This window comes from uncultured Chitinophaga sp. (assembly GCF_902168175.1).
Classification (GTDB): Bacteria; Bacteroidota; Bacteroidia; order Chitinophagales; family Chitinophagaceae; genus Chitinophaga.
The window spans coordinates 558,255-577,681 of record NZ_CABHOU010000025.1 but is presented as its reverse complement, the minus strand read 5'-3'; the positions used below and the strand labels follow the sequence as shown (position 1 = coordinate 577,681).

Here is a 19,427-nt window from a genome sequence, read left to right as displayed (position 1 = left end):
AAAAGCGGCTACGCGTAATACTGGTAAGTCCAGGCCATCGCTATGCCCGGTATGGCGCCCAGCACAGAGGCTATGGCATCCATTACTTCATAATGGCCTTTACCCGTATACAGCGAAAATAGTTCGAAGCCATATGCAATGGCTATTGAACCAGCCAGGGAAGCGATAACTGCCCATAACAGGGAGGGGAGCAGCCATGCGGCGGCGGCTTGTAACACTATACCCATCACAATACCTACGTAAAAGTGTTTCCATTTATCCTGTGCTATCTTCATAACCGCAAGTTAGGGGGCAGCGGCCGTATTTGAAAGCTTTTTGATAAATGGCTGGTATACACGGAAATTTTACGCTATTTTTCAGCACACCTTTTTATCAATTTTATGAAAATGAGAACATCCACGTGGTTGCTGCTGTTTTGCTGCATGCTGAGCGCTGGCTTGGTAATGGCGGGCGATAAAGGCCCGGCCAGGCAGTTTTACCAGATCAAAATCTATCATCTTAAAACTGCCGGGCAGGAACAGAGGGTAACAGGATATTTAAAAGATGCTTATCTGCCTGCCCTGCACCGCGCCGGTATTAAACAGGTGGGCGTATTTAAGCCGGTAACGCAGGACACAGCTGATCTGCGTGTGTATGTGCTGATCCCTTTCCGCACCGCCGATCAGTTTGCCAAACTGGAATCGCAACTGGCTGCCGATAAAACATACCTCGAAGCCGGTAAAGATTACCTCGATGCGCAATACACAAATGTGCCCTTCGCCCGCCTCGAATCTATACTGTTGCAGGCGTTCGAAGGCATGCCGGCCATGGCTATGCCGCAGCTTACCTCCCCTAAAAGCGACCGTGTGTACGAGTTACGCAGTTACGAAGGTCCTACCGAAAAGTATTTCCGTAATAAGGTAGATATGTTCAATAAGGGTGATGAGATAGGCATTTTTAAGAAGCTGGGATTCAATGCTGTGTTTTATGGCGAAGTGATTGCCGGCAGCCACATGCCTAACCTGATGTACATGACAAGTTTTAACAACAATGCCGAGCGAGAGGCCCACTGGAAAGCTTTTGGTGCCGATCCGGACTGGAAAAAGCTATCGGCCATCGAGTCTTATAAAAATAATGTATCGCATATAGATAAGTTCCTGCTAAAGCCGGAAGCCTTCTCAGATCTATAAAAATCTAAAGCCGGGTTGTAGCCCGGCTTTTTTGTGTCTGTTAGTAGGATCGCGCGATCAGGCGATCAGGAGTGTTGGGCTATGTGTACTTCGGCACTTGTTGTAGTCGGTTTTGAGCTGTTTTTAGATATGAACCAGCCGAGTGCAAAAAACAAGAGGGCTTTAAACAACACCAGGCCCCCAAGCGCCAGCCATTTTCGTCTTGATAATTTCGTGATTACCCAGGTGAGTATTTGCCTGTCCCGCCGGGTTACGGCGCCTTTTTGCACTAGTCTGTCACCATTTTCAAGCCCGTCGTGTATCCGGGCCCATGCCATGGCCGCTTCTTCGCTGGAGGATATAATTAACTCCAGTAGCTGGCGGTCGGCATCGGAAATGGTGCCCGCAATTTCCTCGAGTGTGAGGCGGTAAAGTTGTTCGAAATCTACCTGCATATTAGTAGTACGCAGCAATAACGCGATTAGTAATAGCCCGGCTCAATTATTTTACTTTTTGCCCATTTTTTCAATTCCGCCACCACGAACTGCCTGGCCAGGTGAATTTGCGTCTTCACTGTGTGTCTGCTGGTATCTCCGAAATGGTTGGCAATTTCGTCCTGGCTCATCCCCTCGGCATAATACATTTCAAACATGCTCCAGCGGCGTGGTGGCAGCACTTTATCCAGCCCCAGTTCTTTGATTGCTGAAAGTGCTTCCTGGAAAACGTTGTCCTCGTCTGGCAGGCAGAGGCGCTCCTTAACTTCTTCTGTCAGCTCCTCTGTTTGTTTTTCTTTTCTTTGATAGTCGATGGCCCTGCAGTAGGTTATACGGAGGAAGTATCCGGGTTTGTTGACGATTTCACTATAATACGGGGTGCAGGAAATCCGGATACCTAGAAACATTACTTCCAGTATCACATCGTCCAGGTAAAGGTCGCGGCGGAGAATAGATTTGGCTTTGGCCCTTAGGGCAGGTTCCAGGGTTTCAAAAAACTCAAGGAAAGGTTGGTTATTGTCAAATTCCTTCATAACGGCCGTACAATTTTACACGGTTAGCTAATTGATCAATCGTTGCCCGCTAATGATTAGGAGAATAAACTTGGGTTTGATGGTAATGGGATACAATTACTAACGGAATAAAATAAAATATGGATTTAATATGTGGATATTTTATTTTAAAAAGGGTCCGCCAGTTAGAAAAGAGCCATTGTACCGCAGGCACGATGTAATTCCCATTACCATCGTTCCCAAAAACCGGTACAATGACCCTGAAATTGGAGATCAGAAGGAGCCTTCCCGAAGGGGATACCCAGCCGCTTGTCTTGAACGGCTGATGGCGTATAAATATATAGTCGTAGAAAAGCGGTGGTTGGTAATAGGTTATTTTCTGAAAATGGAACTATTTTTTTGCGAGTCAGATTCTCATAGATAAAGAATCCTGAAATTACTGATTTCCTGCCGCGACCAGGTACTCCTGAACCCGAAGTGCCCATCGCCCTGCTGCTGGCCTTTGGCGGAGAAAACGCATTGCCCGTCTACCCAAAAACTGGTGCTGCCGTTTTGTACTATAATAGCAATACGATAGGTTTTATTCGCCCTGAGCAGGTGGGCCTGGTCGTTCTTTTCCGCTAACAAAGTTTTGCGCCCGTCGCCCTCATAACGCCGGAAGCGTGTAGTGGTGTTAGTATTACCGCCCATACCAACATAAAACATACGCAGCGAATCGTATTCTTCAAAAGTGCCCTTACGGGTAAACAGGTTGCTGTTGCGCGGGTCAATAGCCTGCCAGAACACGTTCAGGTCGGATAAACGGTCGTTTTCACCTCCGTTAACTAACACCGTACGCTCGAACTCAATCCTGTAACTGCCTGTCAATGCGTATTTGTACCAAACCGTTACACCACCTTTTGTATCCAGCACAAGTTTGCCTTTTTTGGTGTATACACCTGAGTTACCCACGTTCGCCATTTCCACCACCCACACTGTAGTGTCAAGCGTATGATTAAAATCATATTTCTTTAAAACGCGGCGTTGTGCTGCTGATGTGAGTACTACGAATAGTAGTAAGAAAAATGTGAAGTATCGCAACATCGGTTCAAATTTCTTATTATGAAAAAAAGTATCTTTGTGATGTGCAGATAACCAACCCTAAAATGTGGAATGATTTCCACTCAACAGTACCGACCAGCCATTAACCGACACCGATTTTCTTGGTTTTTCCGCACAAAACAGCACTCGTTTAAGTGGCTTTATATTTGTACTACTATAAGTAGTGAATGGTTAATAAGTTTCAGAATTCTTTTAAAACCTTATTTTTTATGCAAGCATTGAATGTCCCCGGTCAGGCTCCGACCATTAAGCCACATGGCAGAACAGCAGTTGTAACGATAGAAGTGCCAGGCATTAAAAATAATGTAGGCGTAGAGAAAGAACAAAAGTTACAGACTGGTGCCTTTAGGTCCCACGTGAAAGAAGAAAAAGGGACTCCCATCAGGATTCCCGCAAGAAGGCGAGGTTATAGCAGCCTTTAAGTTGTATTTTTTTGATATAAGATAGAGAGCAGGACAACCGCAAGTTGTCCTGCTTTTATTTTAAGGCGCCTGTAGGTACTCCAGCATAAATACTGCCGTTAACCCCCATTGCGCCACGGCGTTAGTCGATACTCCTTCTGCCTCATCTATTGGATTAAGCACTTCCGGCCCTGCCAGCTTTTTAACGGCAGGCGTGGTGTTACGGAGGTCGCCGGGAGCATTAATAAACTCCTTCCAGGCCCTTGCAGCCAGTGCCGGGTCTTTTTTACGGTTGGCGGCAAAAGCGGTGAGGCGGGCATGGCCCTGCCGCAGGTTCAGTTTGCCAAGGCTCTTTCCCAGTGCGGCCTGCTGCTCTTCAGCACTGGCGTTATAAAGTGTACAGTATTGCAGCCAGGCCTTCTCGAACGCGGGGTTCTTCACTACATCTATCAGCTCCAGGCATATTTCGGGCAGTCCGAAAGCGGCGCTCAGGTGCGATACGGAAAAGGCATTACTTATTTTGAATTTACCGGTGGCCAGTTCCATTTGTGACCCGCCGGTAAAAAAGCCGTTCGGTTGTGCGGCAATAGTTTGCATGCTGTTCAGCAGCCGGTCTTTTGCTACTGTATTGCCTGTACGTTCCCACTCCGTAAGCCAGGCCGCCGCCAGCGAGCCCCAGTCGGTACCAAAGGAAACCGTGGCGTAATCGCCTTCCGGGTTGCCTTGCGGTGCGCCTATCTTCCTGCCTGGTACTATATCTCTCAGGGTTTTGGCAGCGTCTATCTGCTCGCGCATCAGGTCACCCACACGCTCGTCGCCGGTAAGGTAATAGTAGAAGCGGCGGTTGGTAGCCGTGCTGATGCGCAGTTGCTTGGCACTGCAGCCCCAGTGTTGCACGTTGTGCCGGGAGCCCAGCGGGGCGAAGCGGCCGAGGTGATGCACATCTACCTCACCCGTATGCCTGGTCATGGCTTCGGCCATGCGGAACACATCGGCGCGGCCGCTGCGCAGGAAGTAATACCATAACCACATGTCGGTGCTTAACTCGGAATTGTCCCAGGCAAAGCCGCCAACATCATACCGCCACTGATGCCTGTCTGCATCGTAGCTGTGCATTACATCGCCATAGTTCCAGTAGCCGTACCAGTGGCGCTGTTCTACCTGCTGGTGGTAATAGTTAAAAAAGAAGTCGAGTTCCTTTTCTACTCTTTCTGTAGCAGGCGATGTGGTGGGCGGCAGGCTCCAGCAGCTGCCAAATACGCCAGCCCTTCGCCAGTGTTCCGGAGAGAAGGACAGTACGGGCGGTTGCTGAATGGTGTTTGCAATCGCTGCCAGCTCGGCGTTGGCAGGTGTGGCAGGTAATATATGAAGTTGTAGTTCGCTGGTGCGGGCTACCCCCATGGCCGTACCAAAACCGGGTTCGTAGTCTTCGTAAGTAATTTCCAGTCCCTCACGTTGTTTAGGGAATGTATCCTGCCCCATACCATCGTGGTAAAAGCGAAGGTCCATTGCGGGAGCATCCGGCGCCCAGAGCCAGGCGGTGATTTCGCCATTGTCGGTGGCCGCATTCCGGATGTCTAACTGGGCGGGGTGACTTTGCCAGAAGTTGCGGATACCTAAAGCGATACCTCCCTGGGGCGTGCCCAGGTAAGCCAGGCCGGCCGCGCGTTTGCCGAAAGCAGAACTTATCCAGCCAAATCCTTTACCGGTGCGTTTCTGAATAGTGAAACCATCGGCTGTAATCTGTGAAAGGGTGTAGTCGCCAAAGGCTGGAATATATTGCAGGCGATCTTTAACAGCGGCGGGAAAAGTGGCTGCATCCGGTGTTGCTTTGCCGTTTACCTGTGCTTCGCGGGTGGCCTCGCCGGAGTCGCGCCGCAACCCGGTAAGCCCACGTACTGCTTCCGCAAATACGCCCTGGTTTTCGCCACAGAAGCGGACGTGCCGGTTGTGCAGTTCGTCTTTTAAGGGCACGGTAAACCGCAATCCTAATCCAGTAATAAAATCCTTTTGCTCGTCGCCGTCGAATACGATGGTGTGCATCACGCGAATGGCGGCGCTACCCTGGTAGAAGTACAATCTAACTATGAAAGGCAGCCAGGCACGCCCTCCACCGGTATGTTTACCTTCTATCTTCACCACGGCGCGTAACGGGCCATTCTGTTCCAGGCTTATCTTTTCGATATCGCCCTCGAATGTGCTGCGTGTAACGGCTGCTGCATCAGGATCGGTGCTGTTCAAAAGTACCAGCTTGCCGCCTGTGGCTATATCACGACCGTTGTGGCGAATGTAATTCACCAGCACATTTCCTTTTTTCGCCAGCTCGCATTGTATAACACCAGTGTCTATACGAATGGAAGTGGCATTATTTTCTGTTTTGATGGTGTTTGTGAAAGACTTTTGTTTGCCTGGTTTCAGCAGCAGTTGTGCCGGCGGCTGTTGTTGCAGGGAGATGGCGTGTGCGCTCCACTTCAGCGATCCGTCGGGCCACCAGGCCAGGGGCCACGATTGTTGCGGAATGGCTTTGCCGTCCGCATCTTCCAATATAAATTCATCTTTTTTAATGATGCCTTTGGGCCATGGAACACCCCATGTTACGCCACCGCCGGCAACTGGTGCCTGTTTATCGAGCCAGCGTAATGGAACAGTGAGCGGGCCGGGTGCAGCTAATACATCGGAGCCCGTTTTGCCGAAAGCCGACAGTACGGGTAGTCCTGCTGTAAGCACCATCGAGTTTTTCATGAACGCGCGGCGAGATAGGGGATTGTTTGTTTTCATCCTCAGTTAGTTTATATCAGCTCATCAGAAAATAAATCGTGGAATAATAGCCGGTAGAAATAAATGTAGACGAAAACTCAGATAAATCAAAGCTTTTAGCGTTAAAAAGTGTCAGTATAACAATCAATAAAGATGGGTGGTTTCGGTGCATATCCCTATCTTCATAAAAAAGAACGGTATGGAAACGGCTCAGCCACAGCCAGAACAGCAGCTTTACGACCTTGCCGATAAAACGCGGCAGTACATGCAAACCCAACGCCCCGCAAAGGTGCCCGAACAGGTAAACACTTTAATGCTGGCAGATTTCTTTACGTATAATCTTACGCAGGGCGGTTTTTCACAATTGTTATTTAACTCCGGCGGACAATATCTCTCCGAAATGGAAGATATGTTGCTGGCCTCTCATGCCCGCGCCACGCACGATTTTTATATTCAGGCCATACAACTTTGTACTTCCGATATCCCGCGCTTTCACGCGTTTCTCGAAAGTGATTTTGTGTCTGAAAACGAGCTTAAAAACCAGTTGCATCTCATCAGCCTTGGTTATTTTAAATGTGGTATTAGTTTCGTGGAAGAAGCGAAGGAATATTTAACAGAAACCATGCGTAGCGTGGATACATGGTTATGCCATAATAGTTAAAGTTTCCCTAATGGGTGTTGGAGTACGGAGAATTTATCTATTTTTCCGTCACATTTATCACCTATAACGTACAACATGAAACAAAAACCGTCTGTTGCCTTTGTTGCCGCCTCCTGGGTTGCATTATTCGCCGGTATTGCCGGCTTTAACATTGGCCTCTTCAACGCTACGATGCAGTTAAATGAAAAAGGATATTACTTCACTGTGTTGATGTATGGCCTTTTTGCTGCAGTTTCCGTACAAAAATGTGTGCGCGACCGCCTCGAAGGAGTGCCGGTTACGGATATTTATTACGGCATCAGCTGGGTATCGATGTTGCTCACCATCGTGTTGCTCATCATCGGTTTGTGGAATGCCACACTGTTGCCGAGTGAAAAAGGTTTTTACGCCTTCGCCTTCCTGCTCAGCGTATTTGGCGCTATTACCGTACAAAAAAATACCCGCGATGCGCAGGCGGCTGCTAAGGACGAAGCTCCTAAAGCCGTTGCATCTAACGACAACTAATTATCTTCTTACCTTAAAAGTTTGCAGCCAGCCGGTAATTTTTTACAGGCTGGCTGTTTTTTTGTAAGTTGATAAGGAATTTCATCCTTTAAATGATCAGATTATGAGTAGTCAGTTTCAGGGCCTGCGCACCGTTATATACCGCGTAAAAGATATGGCAGCAGCAAAGGCCTGGTACAGTAAAGCTTTTGAAACCGAACCTTATTTCGACGAACCGTTTTATATCGGCTTTAACATTGCCGGCTACGAACTGGGCCTGCAACCCGCTGCGGACGACGCAGATGCACTGGCGCCAGGCAGTGGCGGTGTAGAAACTTATTGGGGGGTGCCTGATATTACTGCCGCTTACAATTCATTAATAACCGCAGGCGCAACGCCGTACGACCCGCCACGCGAGGTGGGCGGCGATATTATGGTGGCTATGGTAAAAGATCCCTGGGGTAATATTATCGGGGTGATTTATAATCCGGGGTTTGAGGCGAAGATATAGTTGTCAGCAATGTCAATATACTCAAATAGAAAGAGGCTGTCTGAACAGCCTCTTTCTATATTACTTATGTTCTGTATTTTACATCTTCGTCACTACATCCGCCTTCAGATCGCTCAAAATGGAGTACAACCCAAAGTAGGTCCTGTTCACGTACAACGAATGCCTGCTTCCCCTTGCCACCTTCGATTCGCGCACTTCTTTCAGGTTATACAGGTAATCCATGTAGGCATATATCTCTGCAAAATAAGCCTCGTCGCCAAAGTCGAAACGATCTACTGTAAACGGTAACGTTAACAGGGAGGTCATCTTCTGGAACAGGGCAGAAAAGAACTCTATTTCTTTTTCGCTATCGCTCGGATGTATCATTTCGAGGTTAGTGTAAATTTCTCTTCTGCGTTGCTCGTCCTTCAACACTTCTTTGTCGGTGAGCAGGAAGTAATTCACGTAAAAATGTTCATCAATTTCCTTCACGCAACCAAAGTCGAAAATGCCTACTGTACCATCTTCGCGCAGTAAGAAGTTGCCCGGGTGCGGGTCTGCATGTACTTTACGAAGTGTATGCATCTGGAACTGGTAAAAGTCCCACAGCGCCTGGCCGATTTTGTTACGTACTTCCTGTGTAGGATTGGTTTCCAGGAACTCTTTCAGGTGTTTGCCCTCCAGCCAGTCCATGGTAATGATCCTGTCGGACGACATATCCGGGTAGTATTTCGGGAATACCAGGTTGGGAATGTGCGCACAAAGTTCGGAGAGTTCTACAGAGCGTTGTAGTTCCAGTTTGTAGTCTGTTTCTTCGAGTAGTTTGGTTTCAATTTCGTCGAAGTATTTGTCCATATCCACCTCGTTCATACCTACAATTCGCACGGCAAAAGGTTTTACAATGCGGAGGTCAGACTTTACGCTGTTGGCTACGCCAGGATACTGGATTTTAACGGCCAGTTTTTTCCCGTCTTTCGTGGCTTTATGTACCTGGCCGATGGAGGCAGCATTGCTGGCTTTCATCTCGAAGCTGTCGTACAGTTGAGAGGGCGATTTGCCCAGTGTTTTCACGAAGGTATTTACCACCAGCGGGCCCGAAAGGGGAGGGGCGCTGTATTGCGACATGGTAAACTTGTCGGTGTACGCTTTGGGCAGCATGCCCTTGTCCATACTCAGCATTTGCGCTACTTTCAGGGCGCTGCCTTTAAGGTTGCTAAGAGTATCGTATATATCTTCCGCATTATCCTGGTGCAGTTCTTCCTTTGTGGTAGATGGGTCCAGCAGTTTGCGGGTGTAATGTTTAATGTAATTGCCGCCAACTTTTAACCCGGTGGTCACGAATTTACCTGCCCTTTCCACTTTACCGGTAGGGATATTATTTTGCTCCTTCATATCGTTCGCGCTATTTCCTGGTGAGAATAAATTTACCGAAGTCTAGCAGGCTATCGAGCGTATTGCTGCGTATCAGCTGGAAGCTCAGGTTCACCGCTTTCTCGATGGCGGCATCCGTCATTTCGAAACGTTCGCTGGTATCTTTTATCCAGTAACGTAAAACAAACAGCGCCTGCAGCCAGAAGCCGTGTACATACTGATCGGAAATGTATTTTCTTTCCTTGATCTGTTCGCCCTGGTAACCTTCTTTGATAAGGCTGGAGGCGTAGTCGTAAAACGCCCTGCGGAACATTTCCAGCTGGCGCAGTTCGGCACCGGGCAGCATGAATCGGCTCTTTTGCAGCAGGATGTAACTACGGTGTTCTTTCAGGTCCTGCACCCACATGAAGTAAAAGGCCAGGAGTTTTTCCTGGGAGGTGTATGCGCGATAGGTTTCATCGCCTTGTAATTTGGCCAGGGTGCCATTAAAAATGCCCAGCCAGATGTCGTTTTCCAGGGCGTCGAACGAGCTGTAATGATCGTAAAACGCTGCTTCTGTAATGTTCAGGGGCTGCACAAAGGCAAATACCGAAACGGGTTCTTTCCCATTTTCCAGCCAGTATTGCTCGTAAGCGGCGCGGATCTCACTTTTTTCCATGATTAATTCGGTTTTAGAATGTTTTTTAGGGACGGGATCGGGTTAATAAATCGGATTTATACAAATTTACGTCCCAGGGGCCCACAATAGTGCAGTTGGCCAAAATATTTGGGGAAGATGGTGGGTTCTGCACTGGAATGCAGCATGGGTAAGGGAAAGAGCCTTGTTAAAGTATTGTCAAAGTTGTGCTGTTTCGGGCTGCCGGTGTACATCGCCCCAGTCTGATATCTGTTGCAGCAGGCCTTTCATCGACCATCCCAGCTCGGTTAACTCATATTCCACCCTCGGGGGCACCTCGGGAAATACGTGCCGGCTGATCAGGCCATGCTCTTCCAGCTCGCGCAACTGGGCCGTGAGCATACGTTCCGATACCTGGTGGATAGTCCTTTTTAATTCACTATATCGCTTTCTGCCATCCAGTAAGGCCCATAAAATGGCCGGTTTCCAGCGCCCGCCAATGAGCGACAGGGTAAAGGCCACCCCGCAGGAGGCATCAATTTCTTTTTTATTCAGTGCATTAGTGGAAGTGGCTTTGGGTGGCATACTTACTTTTTTGTGCGTTCTTAACAATTTTCGCCGCTCTTGTAAAGTTATGCACCCGCTTCTACTTTTGAAAGAAAATTGATGAAAATGGAAATCAGAACAATCGTGCATTACGCTGCCCTGGCATACTTTACTTATATTTTCGGATATGCCGGTCTGTTTAAAGTAATCAAAAAAACATCGATGATGGAAAGCATGAAATCATTGGGCTTTAATGAAACCTGGACACTGGTAATCGGGTATGCAGAAGTATTGGGAGTGATGGGACTGATTGCCGGTTTATTTGTGCCGCATCTTAAAAATGCGTCGGTGCTTTTCCTGTTGCCTTTTGCTATCGGCGCATTCACCTCACATATGGCTCACCATGAGTTTAATCATTATTATAACTCACTCATTGTGTGCGTACTGCCTTTTGTTATACTCTTTACAGATAAGGATTTCCGCCTGGCGCTCTGACTATCTTTATCTACAATTGGGCCATTGTATTTAACAATTGATGCAACCGTGGCTTTTTCTACCGGCTTATGCTACGGAATATTGTAACATATTTAAGCCGATATGGAAAATGCACGTTATAATATTTTCAACCAGCTGCATAAAGGTATGAGGGCGATGTTATATCACCTTGCCCTGCTCATTCAGCAAACCGATTTCGCCCGCGACGATCAGGCGGTAAATACTTTGCTGGAACTGGAGCAGTTGTTACGTTGCCTCGATTTGCATAACGGTCTTGAGGACCGTTTTATCATACCCGCATTACAACCCTGCAACGCTTCGCTGGCCGAAGAATTTAAACGCGAACATATAACCGCTAACGCACAACGCCACGACCTGTTGGAACAAATAGCCAACTGGCGTGTTGCAAAAGATGATAGCGCCAGGAAAAAAGCCGGTAACCGCATCTTCTATGATTTTAATGAACTGATCGCCTTCACGCTTTACCACATGAACAAGGAAGAAAAAGTATTGAATGGTGTATTGTGGATTCACTATTCAGATGCGATGATCGTACAACTGGAACATGCGATACTGAGCGCTTTGCCGCCAAACAGTCTGTTAGAAGAAAGCCGCTGGATGTTACGTGCCATCAACGATGCTGAGGTAGTTAACTGGATGTCGGACATTAAGAATAATGCGCCTAACGAAGTATTTAATGTGTTCATGGGCTTAGCGGAGCAGGAGTTGCCTTATCACAGGTGGCGGGCTTTGCAAACCGCATTGTCAGATGGGATGCAGATCGCATAAGGCACCTATTTCTTATCCGGCAGCTACAGCTGCATGCGGTTGTCGTTAACGCATAAACGTTGTAACACGTATTACTATAATGTAATCAATTATCAGCATAAAATATTTTTTTTTAGTTGAAGTGATGCGATAATTTTATTCTGTTGATGTACAACGGCATTGTCCATTAACAAAAATCCCAATTATATTTCTCCGGTTTATTTGTTCGTATAGCAGTGTTTGCCATGGTTAGCAGCCAGTTGTTCCCCGGTCGCGCCATAAGTATTTTCCTTTATGTTGATTTATTTCCCTGAAACAGAACGCTGATTGCTTTACTGTTTCCTTAAGCGGATGCCTGTATATGCTTGCTTTGCATGGCGTATTGGCTATAGTCAGCGTTAAGCTTAACCATTAATTGTACATCGTGTAGAACCATACCGCGTTACCGGGCAGTGCATCGGAGGCGATGCGCTGCCCAAACAAATATGCTACAGGTAAAGAGAACTTTGGTTGTTTGATGTTCAAATTGCAAGTTGAACATGAAAACGGTTAACAATAACAAGTAGGGTAAAAGGAGGGGCGTCTGCCCTTCCTTCTTTTTTGCCCGCACGATACAGGTTGGGAAGCAGGTGATTCGCCGGCGTAATGTTGAAGGAAGGAAGTACCAGACAGGAGGATGAGATGTATGTAAAGCCAGTATAAAGGTAATATAACACCGGGATAAAGGGAGATGATGCGGATATGAGGTGGATATGAGGCGGACTTGATGTGCTTATTTGCTTGATTTCGAATGAATTAGTGGCATTTTTTACACAGAGTGTCATAACTATATAATTGATTTCTATATAGTTACATTAGTAATTCCCGCTTTTTTGATGCCAGTACCCTCCAAAGTATGATATTATTTAACCCGCTGGCTTCCCCTGTTCGGTGTTGTAGCTGCTGCTGAAGAGAGTGACACAACGGGGGCTTAATAGTACCCCTTCCGCCTGTCCCAGCCTAATTTTTCCCGTTTGCGTAAGTCGTTTTCCCGATTTGATCAATGCCTGAGTTTTTAAGGAAGCACCTTTGCAGGTAGTTATTACGGATATACGACCAACGTGAATGTAAACAACCCAGCCGGCCGGTTCTTCCGGCCTGGAAGACTATTTACCTTACGCAGGATCATGTTGCCATCGTTCCCGTATTTCACGGAACTGCCGTTTGACATTAAGCTACATGGTTTAATATGAGCATTAAAAAGTTAATAGGAAAAATACATCTCTGGCTCGGGTTTGCATCCGGGTTAGTTGTTTTTGTGATTGCCATCACCGGTTGTATACTGGCTTTCGAGCATGAGATCAAAAAGATGGCTTTCACGTACCTGACCACCGAAACGAGGGAAGACGTTAAACCCTTGCCGCCTTCAAAGCTAAAAGCCATTGCCGGGCCGTTGGTGACAGGCAAAAAGCCGAACGCAATATCGTATCCCGGTCGTGATAAAAGTGCGACAGTGATGTATTATGGTGCGAATCCGGACTATTATTACCAGGTGTTTATTGATCCGTATACCGGCGAGGTGAAAAAGGTGTGGAGCGAGGAGGAGGACTTTTTCCACTTCATCCTGCACGGGCACTTTTACCTGTGGCTGCCACCGGCCATTGGTCAGCCGGTAGTGGCTACCGCTACACTCGTATTCGTGATCATGCTCATTTCCGGATTAGTATTGTGGTGGCCTAAAAACAAGAGCGCGGCAAAACAACGTTTCTCCGTTAAATGGAAAGCGCAGTGGCGTCGGCTGAACTACGACCTCCATAACGTACTCGGGTTTTATATGATGGCCATCGGTTTCGTGCTGGCCTTTACCGGCCTGGTATGGGGTTTTGAATGGTTCAGTAAATCCCTTTATTTCGTTACCACAGGCGGTAAATCGCTGACCGATGCAGAAGTACTGGTGTCTGACACTACGCAGATCGGTAAAGTGACCAATCCTGAAGATATTATTTGGCAAAAGCTGTATGCGAAAGCCTCTAAGGACGAGGGGGTTTACTTTTACATGCCTGCAGACGATAAAGGCACGCTGGAAGCGGGAATTAACCACCGCCCCGGCACTTATTACAACTCCGATACCTATGTGTACGACCAGCATACGCTGAAACAGTTTCCTGCAAACGCCCTTTATAATGGGGAGTATGCAGACAAAGGGTTTGGTGATAAGTTACGTCGGATGAACTATGATATACACGTGGGCGCCATATTCGGGCTGCCGGGTAAGATCATCATGTTCCTGGCCAGTCTTATTTGCGCCAGTATGCCCGTTACCGGTATATACATCTGGTGGGGACGAAAGTATAAATCGAAAAAGAAGCAGCCGGTAAAGAAAATGCCCGCGCTGGCAAAATCATCAATATAAAAAGAGGCCCCGCAATGCTGCGGGGCCTTTCTGTTTATTTCTTCGTTTCGTCCTCCCTGATAGCTTTTAACAGCCTGCCCCATTTAGCGACCGACTGTAACATGATACTGGTCGTACGCTCTATTTGCTCGGTGGCCGAGAAATTATTGTCCTCGTCGATGTGCTGGGTGTACATTGGGATGGTTACCGCTTCATTTACCACCGTCATGCTCATAGAAGCCAGCACCAGCCGCATCATTTGCTGGGCGCGGGTGCCGGCGGAAATGCCGCCATAGCTGAAAATACCCACTGCCTTGTGTTTCCATTCACTGTGCAGGTAATCGATCGCATTTTTGAAGGCAGCGGTAAAGCTGTAGTTGTATTCAGGTGTTACGAAAATAAAAGCATCGGCCTCTTCGATCTTGGCGCTCCAGTCTTTCGTATGCTGGTGTTCATATTTACGCATGGCAGGATGGTTGGCTTCATTCATTAGCGGCAGGTTAATTTCCGCCAGGTCTACCAGTTCAACATTAAACTCAGGTAGTTTCTTCGCCTCTTCCAGCAGCCAGTTTCCGAAAATAATGCCTTTACGTCCGGGACGTGTACTCGTTACGATAATTTTAAGATTGAGCATATATAGTGCTTTAGATAGATTTTTCTACTGCAAAAGTAACAGGTCCTGTTGCTGATTGGTTACCCGGTATCCTCTTGCATACCACCTGGCCTGCAAAATTAAGGGGTGTTTCGCTGGTTTTTGCTGACAATGATTATTTGTGCAACATTATTCGTTATCCTGATAACAGTATTTATTAAGTTTATGCCATGGAAAATAACACCGCAGCATACTGGATAAACAAACTGGATTTACAGCAACATGTGGAGGGCGGTGCCTTCCGCGAAACCTACAGGGCGCCGCTTACGTTACCGCAACAGGTGTTGCCGGCTACTTTTCATGGCGGGCGTAATGCCGCCACTGGTATTTATTTCCTGCTGCAAAAGGGCGATTTCTCTGCTTTTCACCGCATTGCCGCTGATGAAATGTGGCATTTTTATGCGGGAGATACGCTCCACATTTATGAAATAACACCCACCGGTGAACTAAAAATACATTTGTTGGGCCGCGATGTGGAGGAGGGTGCTTCATTTCAGGCGTTAATTCCCGCAGGCAGCTGGTTCGGCTCCAGGGTAGCGGCACAGGGCACTTACGCGCTGGTGGGTTGCACGGTAGCGCCGGGCTTCGATTTTGCAGATTTTGAACTGGCAGACAGGGCCGCTTTGTCGGCGGAGTACCCCGCTCATGCAACGCTTATTGCAGAAATGACACGTTAGTTAAAGGCCCATGGAGGCGAAGAGGGCTTTGTACTTTTGCGTAAGATGATCGATGTTGTGTTCGGTAACTGCGTACTGGTAAGCCTTTTCGGTAAGCTGCCCGCGCAGTTCGGGCGATTCTAACAGGGCGTTCATACCTTCTGCCAGACCACTGGCGTCCCTCACTTCGCACATAATGCCGCGGCCTTCGCCTACTAGGTCAACTAACCCGCCGGCGTTGGTAGATACTGCGGGTACTTTATATAGAAAGGCATCCAGCACGCTGCTGCCCAGGCCTTCTTCTTCAGAACTCATGGCAAATACGTTCAGTACAGAAAACACATCTTCCACTTCCGGGTAAAAGCCCATCAGTTTGTATTGTTCTTCCAGTTTATATTCTTTGATCTTTTGCTGCACGGCTTCTTCCAGGTTGCCTTTGCCGAAGTGCAGGAATACGAAGTCGTTGCGTTTGGTGGCCAACTGGCGAACGGCTTCCACCATGGTTAAAGGATCTTTGTGTTGTACCAATGCAGCCGTAGTGCCCACTATTTTTTTGCCTGCTGAAATATGATGTTCGGCCAGTATCTGCCTTGCACGTTCCTTGTTTAACTGTTTGGCCACAATAGCGCTTGATATCAGCGGAACGTCTTTGCCGGAGAACGTTTCCACGATGCGTTTGATCGCAGAGCTGATGGCTACAACTTTGTCGGTAAGCTTGTATTTCAGCCATGTCATACGTCCCTTTGGCACAAAATCGACCCGGCGGGTAAACACAATTTTAGCGCGGTGAAAAGGTTTTGACAGTACGCAATAGGTGAGGAAGTGCGAAGTTTGTGTATGAAGGATATCGTATTTGTGCCCGTTAAACACCAGGTAAACAAGCGCCCCGAGTACATTTTTAAAACCGTGGGTTTTAAAGCCTTCGGCTCCTGCACGTTGTTCCATCGGGAACCCTTTACGGCAAAGGATACTTACCTGCATCCCCGCTTTGCTAAAGCCCTGCAGGGTATACAACGTTTGCCGTTCGCCGCCTCTCCAGCCACGTTCAAAATTCATTTCCAGTATGCGTAATGGCGCTTTCGACATGGCGTTTACATTGATTTTACGGGCACAAAGAAATAAATTTTTCTCAGATAAGTGTGTTTTTAAAAAACTATCTTGCGGGCATCAGCATAACTATGACCTACAAATTAGTTAATACCTGCAACCAACAATGAAAATCCTTTTTGCCGGCAAATTCGACCGTTCTTATAACAGGACCCAGGTGCTTATCGATGGTTTGAATACCATCCCGGGTGTCGAACTTTCTTTTTACAGTTACAGGGAGAAGTCGTTCGGCTTCAGCAAAATGAAAGCTGCCATTAAAGCCGCCGATGTGGTGTTTATGCCATCGTTTACCCATACAAACGTTCCGCTGGTAAAGCTGTTGTCCGATAAACCGGTAATTTTCGATCCGCTTATTTCCCGTTATCTCACCAAGGTTTTTGATTATAAAAAGGTGAGCCGTTATTCTCCACGCGCCTATAAAAACTACCTGAAAGATAAGATTTCCATGAAGATGGCCGACCTGGTGGTGTGTGATACGAATTGCCACAGGCAGTACTTTCACGATACTTTCGGAATACCGCTGGATAAACTGAAGGTGCTGCCGGTAGGTGTAAATACCGATTCTTTTTACCCGATGCCGGTAGAAGATAAGCCTGCAGGTAAGTTCATCGTAGGGTTTTACGGCGGGTTTATTCCCTTACAGGGTGTTACGCAGATCGTAGAAGCCGCCCGTGTACTCAAACATCATGAAGAGATTGAATTCCGTCTAATAGGTTCAGGCTTCGAGTTTGAAAAGATAAAAAAGCTGGTAGCTGAGTACGGGTTATCGAACGTATCGCTGGCGGGCTGGGTTAATTACGAAGATTTATCTAAGGAGATGAACCGCTTCGACGTATGCCTGGGTATTTTTGGCAACACCCTAAAGGCCGACCTGGTGATCCCTAATAAGATTTACCATTACGCTTCCGTGAAAAAGGCGATTATTTCGAAAGATACGCCCGCTATACACGAAATATTTACAGATAACAAAGATATACTACTCACCAGTATAGATGCCAGTGCCATGGCCGATGCAATACTCAAACTCAAAACCGATGTTGCTTTGAGAGAGCAGATGGCTGAGAACGGGTATAAGGTTATCACAGAAAAATATAACCACCGCGTACTGGGGCAAAGTTTGGTGGATATGGCCACTGAACTGATTTCCCGCAAATAAGTAAAGCCAGGCCTCACAGCCTGGCTTTTTGAAACCATCCACTCAATTATGGCATCGCATTCTATCTAGGCAATAAACGGATCTACAATTGCCAACACGGCCGCCTTGCTCAGGTCTTCGTCAAACGCTTCGGAAGCTGCATTCGCACTGATAGACATGCCGTTGATGTTCACAATATTAATAGTCGCCTGCGTAGTCAGTTCTTCACCCGCGTAGCTGGCTGCTACAGCCGTACCAATACCGCCTGTGTCGTTCAGTGTGATCCATGGTTTCACGGCAGCACCTGCAGCCTTACGCATGCTCCTGATGTGGGCGGCATGGCGCGCTTCTACGGAGTGAATGTTTAACGCGGCAGTGAGTACATCATTATTAGAAATGAGGTTACCCGCCTGGCCTTTATAGGCTCTTACACCTGTATCTTCAAAGGTTTGGGCTACAGCTAGGAACAGACCATAGTCGGAAAATACTGTTTTAAAAGGACCATTATTACTACCATTACCCCCGCTAAAGTCGAACGTAGGTGATGTTACCGGCGTTGCGCCCAGCGAAGTAATAGCTGTTTTCAGGAAGTTTACGTGTGCGGTTTCGTGATCGCGTATCGTAGTAATGGCCGCAGTAGGGGCGCCAGCAGGAATAAGTCCCGCAGTACTCACCGCTTTTACATAAAACGCGGCTTCTAAATATTCGAGTGTAAGCGCGAACTGGAGGGTGTCTACAACAGCTGTAGTACCTTGTCCATATGCTTTTTTAAACATGCCGCCGAAAGCAATGGGAACTGCTGCCAGGGCGAGTTTTCCACTTATTTTAGCAAACTGTTTCATCACCGAGCGGCGGTTATCCAGTTTGTCGTATACCTCTGGGTCTACTTTTTCTATATCGTTCAGTATCTGAAAGAGATTCATAACAAATTTTTTAAGATCAGGAAGTAGGCAGGTTATTGGCGTTCAGCTTCGATTTAAGAAATTTCGAAGCAACACTTAATACCTGTTTTGGAGTTTGTGCTTTATCGAGGCCGTTAGCGTCTATTACAGTGCTGTCAGCGAAACTACCGTTGCTGATCAGGTCGCGGATGTAGGCGGCATGACGTGCTTCTACAGACACGATTTTGCCTGCCAGTAACAGGTAGGTGCCGTCGGTGATCAGTTTGCCCGCACCGTTGTAAGCCGATACGCCCAGGTCTTCAAACGCTTTGGCGGTGGCCAGTACGCTGGCTCTGCTGGTAAAGTCGATCGCAGAAAAATTTACTTCCAGCGAAACAATAGCTTTAGATCCTAAGGCATTTTTAAAGAACTCACGGTGTGCGATCTCATGGTCTCTGATGTCTGTCAGTAACGCTTTCTCATCAGCGGTAATGCCGGTATAAGGCGTGAGTATTACCTGCGTGTAAAATGCTGCTTCCAACTGTTCTAACGCATACGCATAGTTGAGAATGCCCGGATCGCCTGAACCCAGGTTAATGCCGCTGTTATCATTATCATCTTTACTACACCCTGAAACAACCGCTGCTACAGATGCTGCACCAGCAAGTTTTGTCAGGAATTGCCGGCGCTGCATGCCTTTTGGAGACAAGCCTCCCCCCGCCCCCTCGACAGGAGGTATTTGGAATTTGTTCATAAGAAAAATGCTTTTAGTTAATAATTGG

At 47.4% G+C, this 19,427-nt stretch carries 22 protein-coding genes; 10 read left to right on the top strand and 12 right to left on the bottom strand.

The features are described from left to right. Window positions 1–8: 8 nt before the first annotated feature. A complete protein-coding gene (locus QZT80_RS05925; RefSeq protein WP_295119054.1) occupies window positions 9–275 on the bottom strand; it encodes a hypothetical protein in 267 nt (88 codons plus the stop codon). A gap of 111 nt (window positions 276–386) precedes the next feature. Between QZT80_RS05925 and QZT80_RS05920 the strand changes: the two genes are divergently transcribed. Beyond that, on the top strand, window positions 387–1,169 hold the full coding sequence (locus QZT80_RS05920; protein ID WP_295119051.1) for an NIPSNAP family protein: 783 nt from the start codon (window positions 387–389) through the stop codon (window positions 1,167–1,169). Between the two features lie 65 nt (window positions 1,170–1,234). Here the strand turns inward: QZT80_RS05920 and QZT80_RS05915 are convergent, their stop codons facing one another. The 3 genes from QZT80_RS05915 to QZT80_RS05905 all read right to left on the bottom strand — a co-directional run bounded on the left by QZT80_RS05915 (window position 1,235) and on the right by QZT80_RS05905 (window position 3,237). Continuing rightward, window positions 1,235–1,621: a hypothetical protein gene (locus QZT80_RS05915; protein WP_295119048.1), complete on the bottom strand. Its 387-nt coding sequence runs from the start codon at window positions 1,619–1,621 to the stop codon at window positions 1,235–1,237. An 8-nt stretch (window positions 1,622–1,629) separates the two neighbouring features. Beyond that, window positions 1,630–2,175: a sigma-70 family RNA polymerase sigma factor gene (locus QZT80_RS05910; protein ID WP_295119045.1), complete on the bottom strand. Its 546-nt coding sequence runs from the start codon at window positions 2,173–2,175 to the stop codon at window positions 1,630–1,632. A gap of 393 nt (window positions 2,176–2,568) precedes the next feature. Continuing rightward, a complete protein-coding gene (locus QZT80_RS05905; RefSeq protein WP_295119042.1) occupies window positions 2,569–3,237 on the bottom strand; it encodes a DUF6250 domain-containing protein in 669 nt (222 codons plus the stop codon). 227 nt (window positions 3,238–3,464) lie between these two features. Here QZT80_RS05905 and QZT80_RS05900 point away from each other — a divergent pair, with 227 nt between their 5' ends. Beyond that, window positions 3,465–3,677, top strand: a complete 213-nt coding sequence (locus QZT80_RS05900) for a hypothetical protein (protein ID WP_295119039.1) — start codon at window positions 3,465–3,467, stop codon at window positions 3,675–3,677. A gap of 60 nt (window positions 3,678–3,737) precedes the next feature. On the opposite strand, the gene QZT80_RS05895 is transcribed toward QZT80_RS05900, so the two are convergent. After that, entirely contained in the window at window positions 3,738–6,434 is a 2,697-nt protein-coding gene (locus tag QZT80_RS05895) for a hypothetical protein (RefSeq protein ID WP_295119036.1), read from the bottom strand. 178 nt (window positions 6,435–6,612) lie between these two features. Here QZT80_RS05895 and QZT80_RS05890 point away from each other — a divergent pair, with 178 nt between their 5' ends. The 3 genes from QZT80_RS05890 to QZT80_RS05880 all read left to right on the top strand — a co-directional run bounded on the left by QZT80_RS05890 (window position 6,613) and on the right by QZT80_RS05880 (window position 8,068). Further along, window positions 6,613–7,074 carry a hypothetical protein gene (locus QZT80_RS05890; RefSeq protein WP_295119033.1) on the top strand — a complete coding sequence of 154 codons (462 nt, stop codon included), beginning with the start codon at window positions 6,613–6,615 and terminating at the stop codon, window positions 7,072–7,074. A 75-nt stretch (window positions 7,075–7,149) separates the two neighbouring features. Next, on the top strand, window positions 7,150–7,578 hold the full coding sequence (gene yiaA / locus QZT80_RS05885; protein WP_295119030.1) for an inner membrane protein YiaA: 429 nt from the start codon (window positions 7,150–7,152) through the stop codon (window positions 7,576–7,578). A gap of 103 nt (window positions 7,579–7,681) precedes the next feature. Beyond that, entirely contained in the window at window positions 7,682–8,068 is a 387-nt protein-coding gene (locus QZT80_RS05880) for a VOC family protein (protein ID WP_295119027.1), read from the top strand. A 78-nt stretch (window positions 8,069–8,146) separates the two neighbouring features. Here the strand turns inward: QZT80_RS05880 and QZT80_RS05875 are convergent, their stop codons facing one another. The 3 genes from QZT80_RS05875 to QZT80_RS05865 form a co-directional block, all read right to left on the bottom strand. Continuing rightward, a complete protein-coding gene (locus QZT80_RS05875; protein ID WP_295119024.1) occupies window positions 8,147–9,439 on the bottom strand; it encodes an AarF/ABC1/UbiB kinase family protein in 1,293 nt (430 codons plus the stop codon). 10 nt (window positions 9,440–9,449) lie between these two features. Next, window positions 9,450–10,076, bottom strand: a complete 627-nt coding sequence (locus QZT80_RS05870) for a TetR family transcriptional regulator C-terminal domain-containing protein (protein ID WP_295119021.1) — start codon at window positions 10,074–10,076, stop codon at window positions 9,450–9,452. A 177-nt stretch (window positions 10,077–10,253) separates the two neighbouring features. Further along, window positions 10,254–10,619 (bottom strand): helix-turn-helix domain-containing protein, encoded by a 366-nt coding sequence (locus QZT80_RS05865; protein WP_295119018.1) that lies wholly within the window; start codon window positions 10,617–10,619, stop codon window positions 10,254–10,256. A gap of 87 nt (window positions 10,620–10,706) precedes the next feature. Here QZT80_RS05865 and QZT80_RS05860 point away from each other — a divergent pair, with 87 nt between their 5' ends. The 3 genes from QZT80_RS05860 to QZT80_RS05850 all read left to right on the top strand — a co-directional run bounded on the left by QZT80_RS05860 (window position 10,707) and on the right by QZT80_RS05850 (window position 14,235). After that, window positions 10,707–11,075 (top strand): DoxX family protein, encoded by a 369-nt coding sequence (locus tag QZT80_RS05860; RefSeq protein WP_295119015.1) that lies wholly within the window; start codon window positions 10,707–10,709, stop codon window positions 11,073–11,075. 102 nt (window positions 11,076–11,177) lie between these two features. Then, entirely contained in the window at window positions 11,178–11,864 is a 687-nt protein-coding gene (locus QZT80_RS05855) for a hemerythrin domain-containing protein (RefSeq protein ID WP_295119012.1), read from the top strand. A gap of 1,207 nt (window positions 11,865–13,071) precedes the next feature. Then, window positions 13,072–14,235 (top strand): PepSY domain-containing protein, encoded by a 1,164-nt coding sequence (locus QZT80_RS05850; protein WP_295119010.1) that lies wholly within the window; start codon window positions 13,072–13,074, stop codon window positions 14,233–14,235. A 34-nt stretch (window positions 14,236–14,269) separates the two neighbouring features. Here QZT80_RS05850 and QZT80_RS05845 read toward each other — a convergent pair whose 3' ends face one another. Then, window positions 14,270–14,848, bottom strand: coding sequence for an NADPH-dependent FMN reductase (locus tag QZT80_RS05845; protein ID WP_295119008.1), 579 nt, complete (start codon window positions 14,846–14,848; stop codon window positions 14,270–14,272). A 188-nt stretch (window positions 14,849–15,036) separates the two neighbouring features. Between QZT80_RS05845 and QZT80_RS05840 the strand changes: the two genes are divergently transcribed. Then, window positions 15,037–15,543 carry a cupin domain-containing protein gene (locus QZT80_RS05840; RefSeq protein WP_295119005.1) on the top strand — a complete coding sequence of 169 codons (507 nt, stop codon included), beginning with the start codon at window positions 15,037–15,039 and terminating at the stop codon, window positions 15,541–15,543. Here the strand turns inward: QZT80_RS05840 and QZT80_RS05835 are convergent, their stop codons facing one another. Further along, on the bottom strand, window positions 15,544–16,608 hold the full coding sequence (locus QZT80_RS05835; protein ID WP_295119002.1) for a glycosyltransferase family 4 protein: 1,065 nt from the start codon (window positions 16,606–16,608) through the stop codon (window positions 15,544–15,546). A gap of 127 nt (window positions 16,609–16,735) precedes the next feature. Between QZT80_RS05835 and QZT80_RS05830 the strand changes: the two genes are divergently transcribed. Further along, on the top strand, window positions 16,736–17,785 hold the full coding sequence (locus QZT80_RS05830; RefSeq protein WP_295118999.1) for a glycosyltransferase: 1,050 nt from the start codon (window positions 16,736–16,738) through the stop codon (window positions 17,783–17,785). 65 nt (window positions 17,786–17,850) lie between these two features. Here the strand turns inward: QZT80_RS05830 and QZT80_RS05825 are convergent, their stop codons facing one another. Beyond that, a complete protein-coding gene (locus QZT80_RS05825; RefSeq protein ID WP_295118996.1) occupies window positions 17,851–18,687 on the bottom strand; it encodes a ferritin-like domain-containing protein in 837 nt (278 codons plus the stop codon). 16 nt (window positions 18,688–18,703) lie between these two features. Next, entirely contained in the window at window positions 18,704–19,399 is a 696-nt protein-coding gene (locus tag QZT80_RS05820) for a ferritin-like domain-containing protein (RefSeq protein WP_295118993.1), read from the bottom strand. Window positions 19,400–19,427 lie beyond the last annotated feature (28 nt).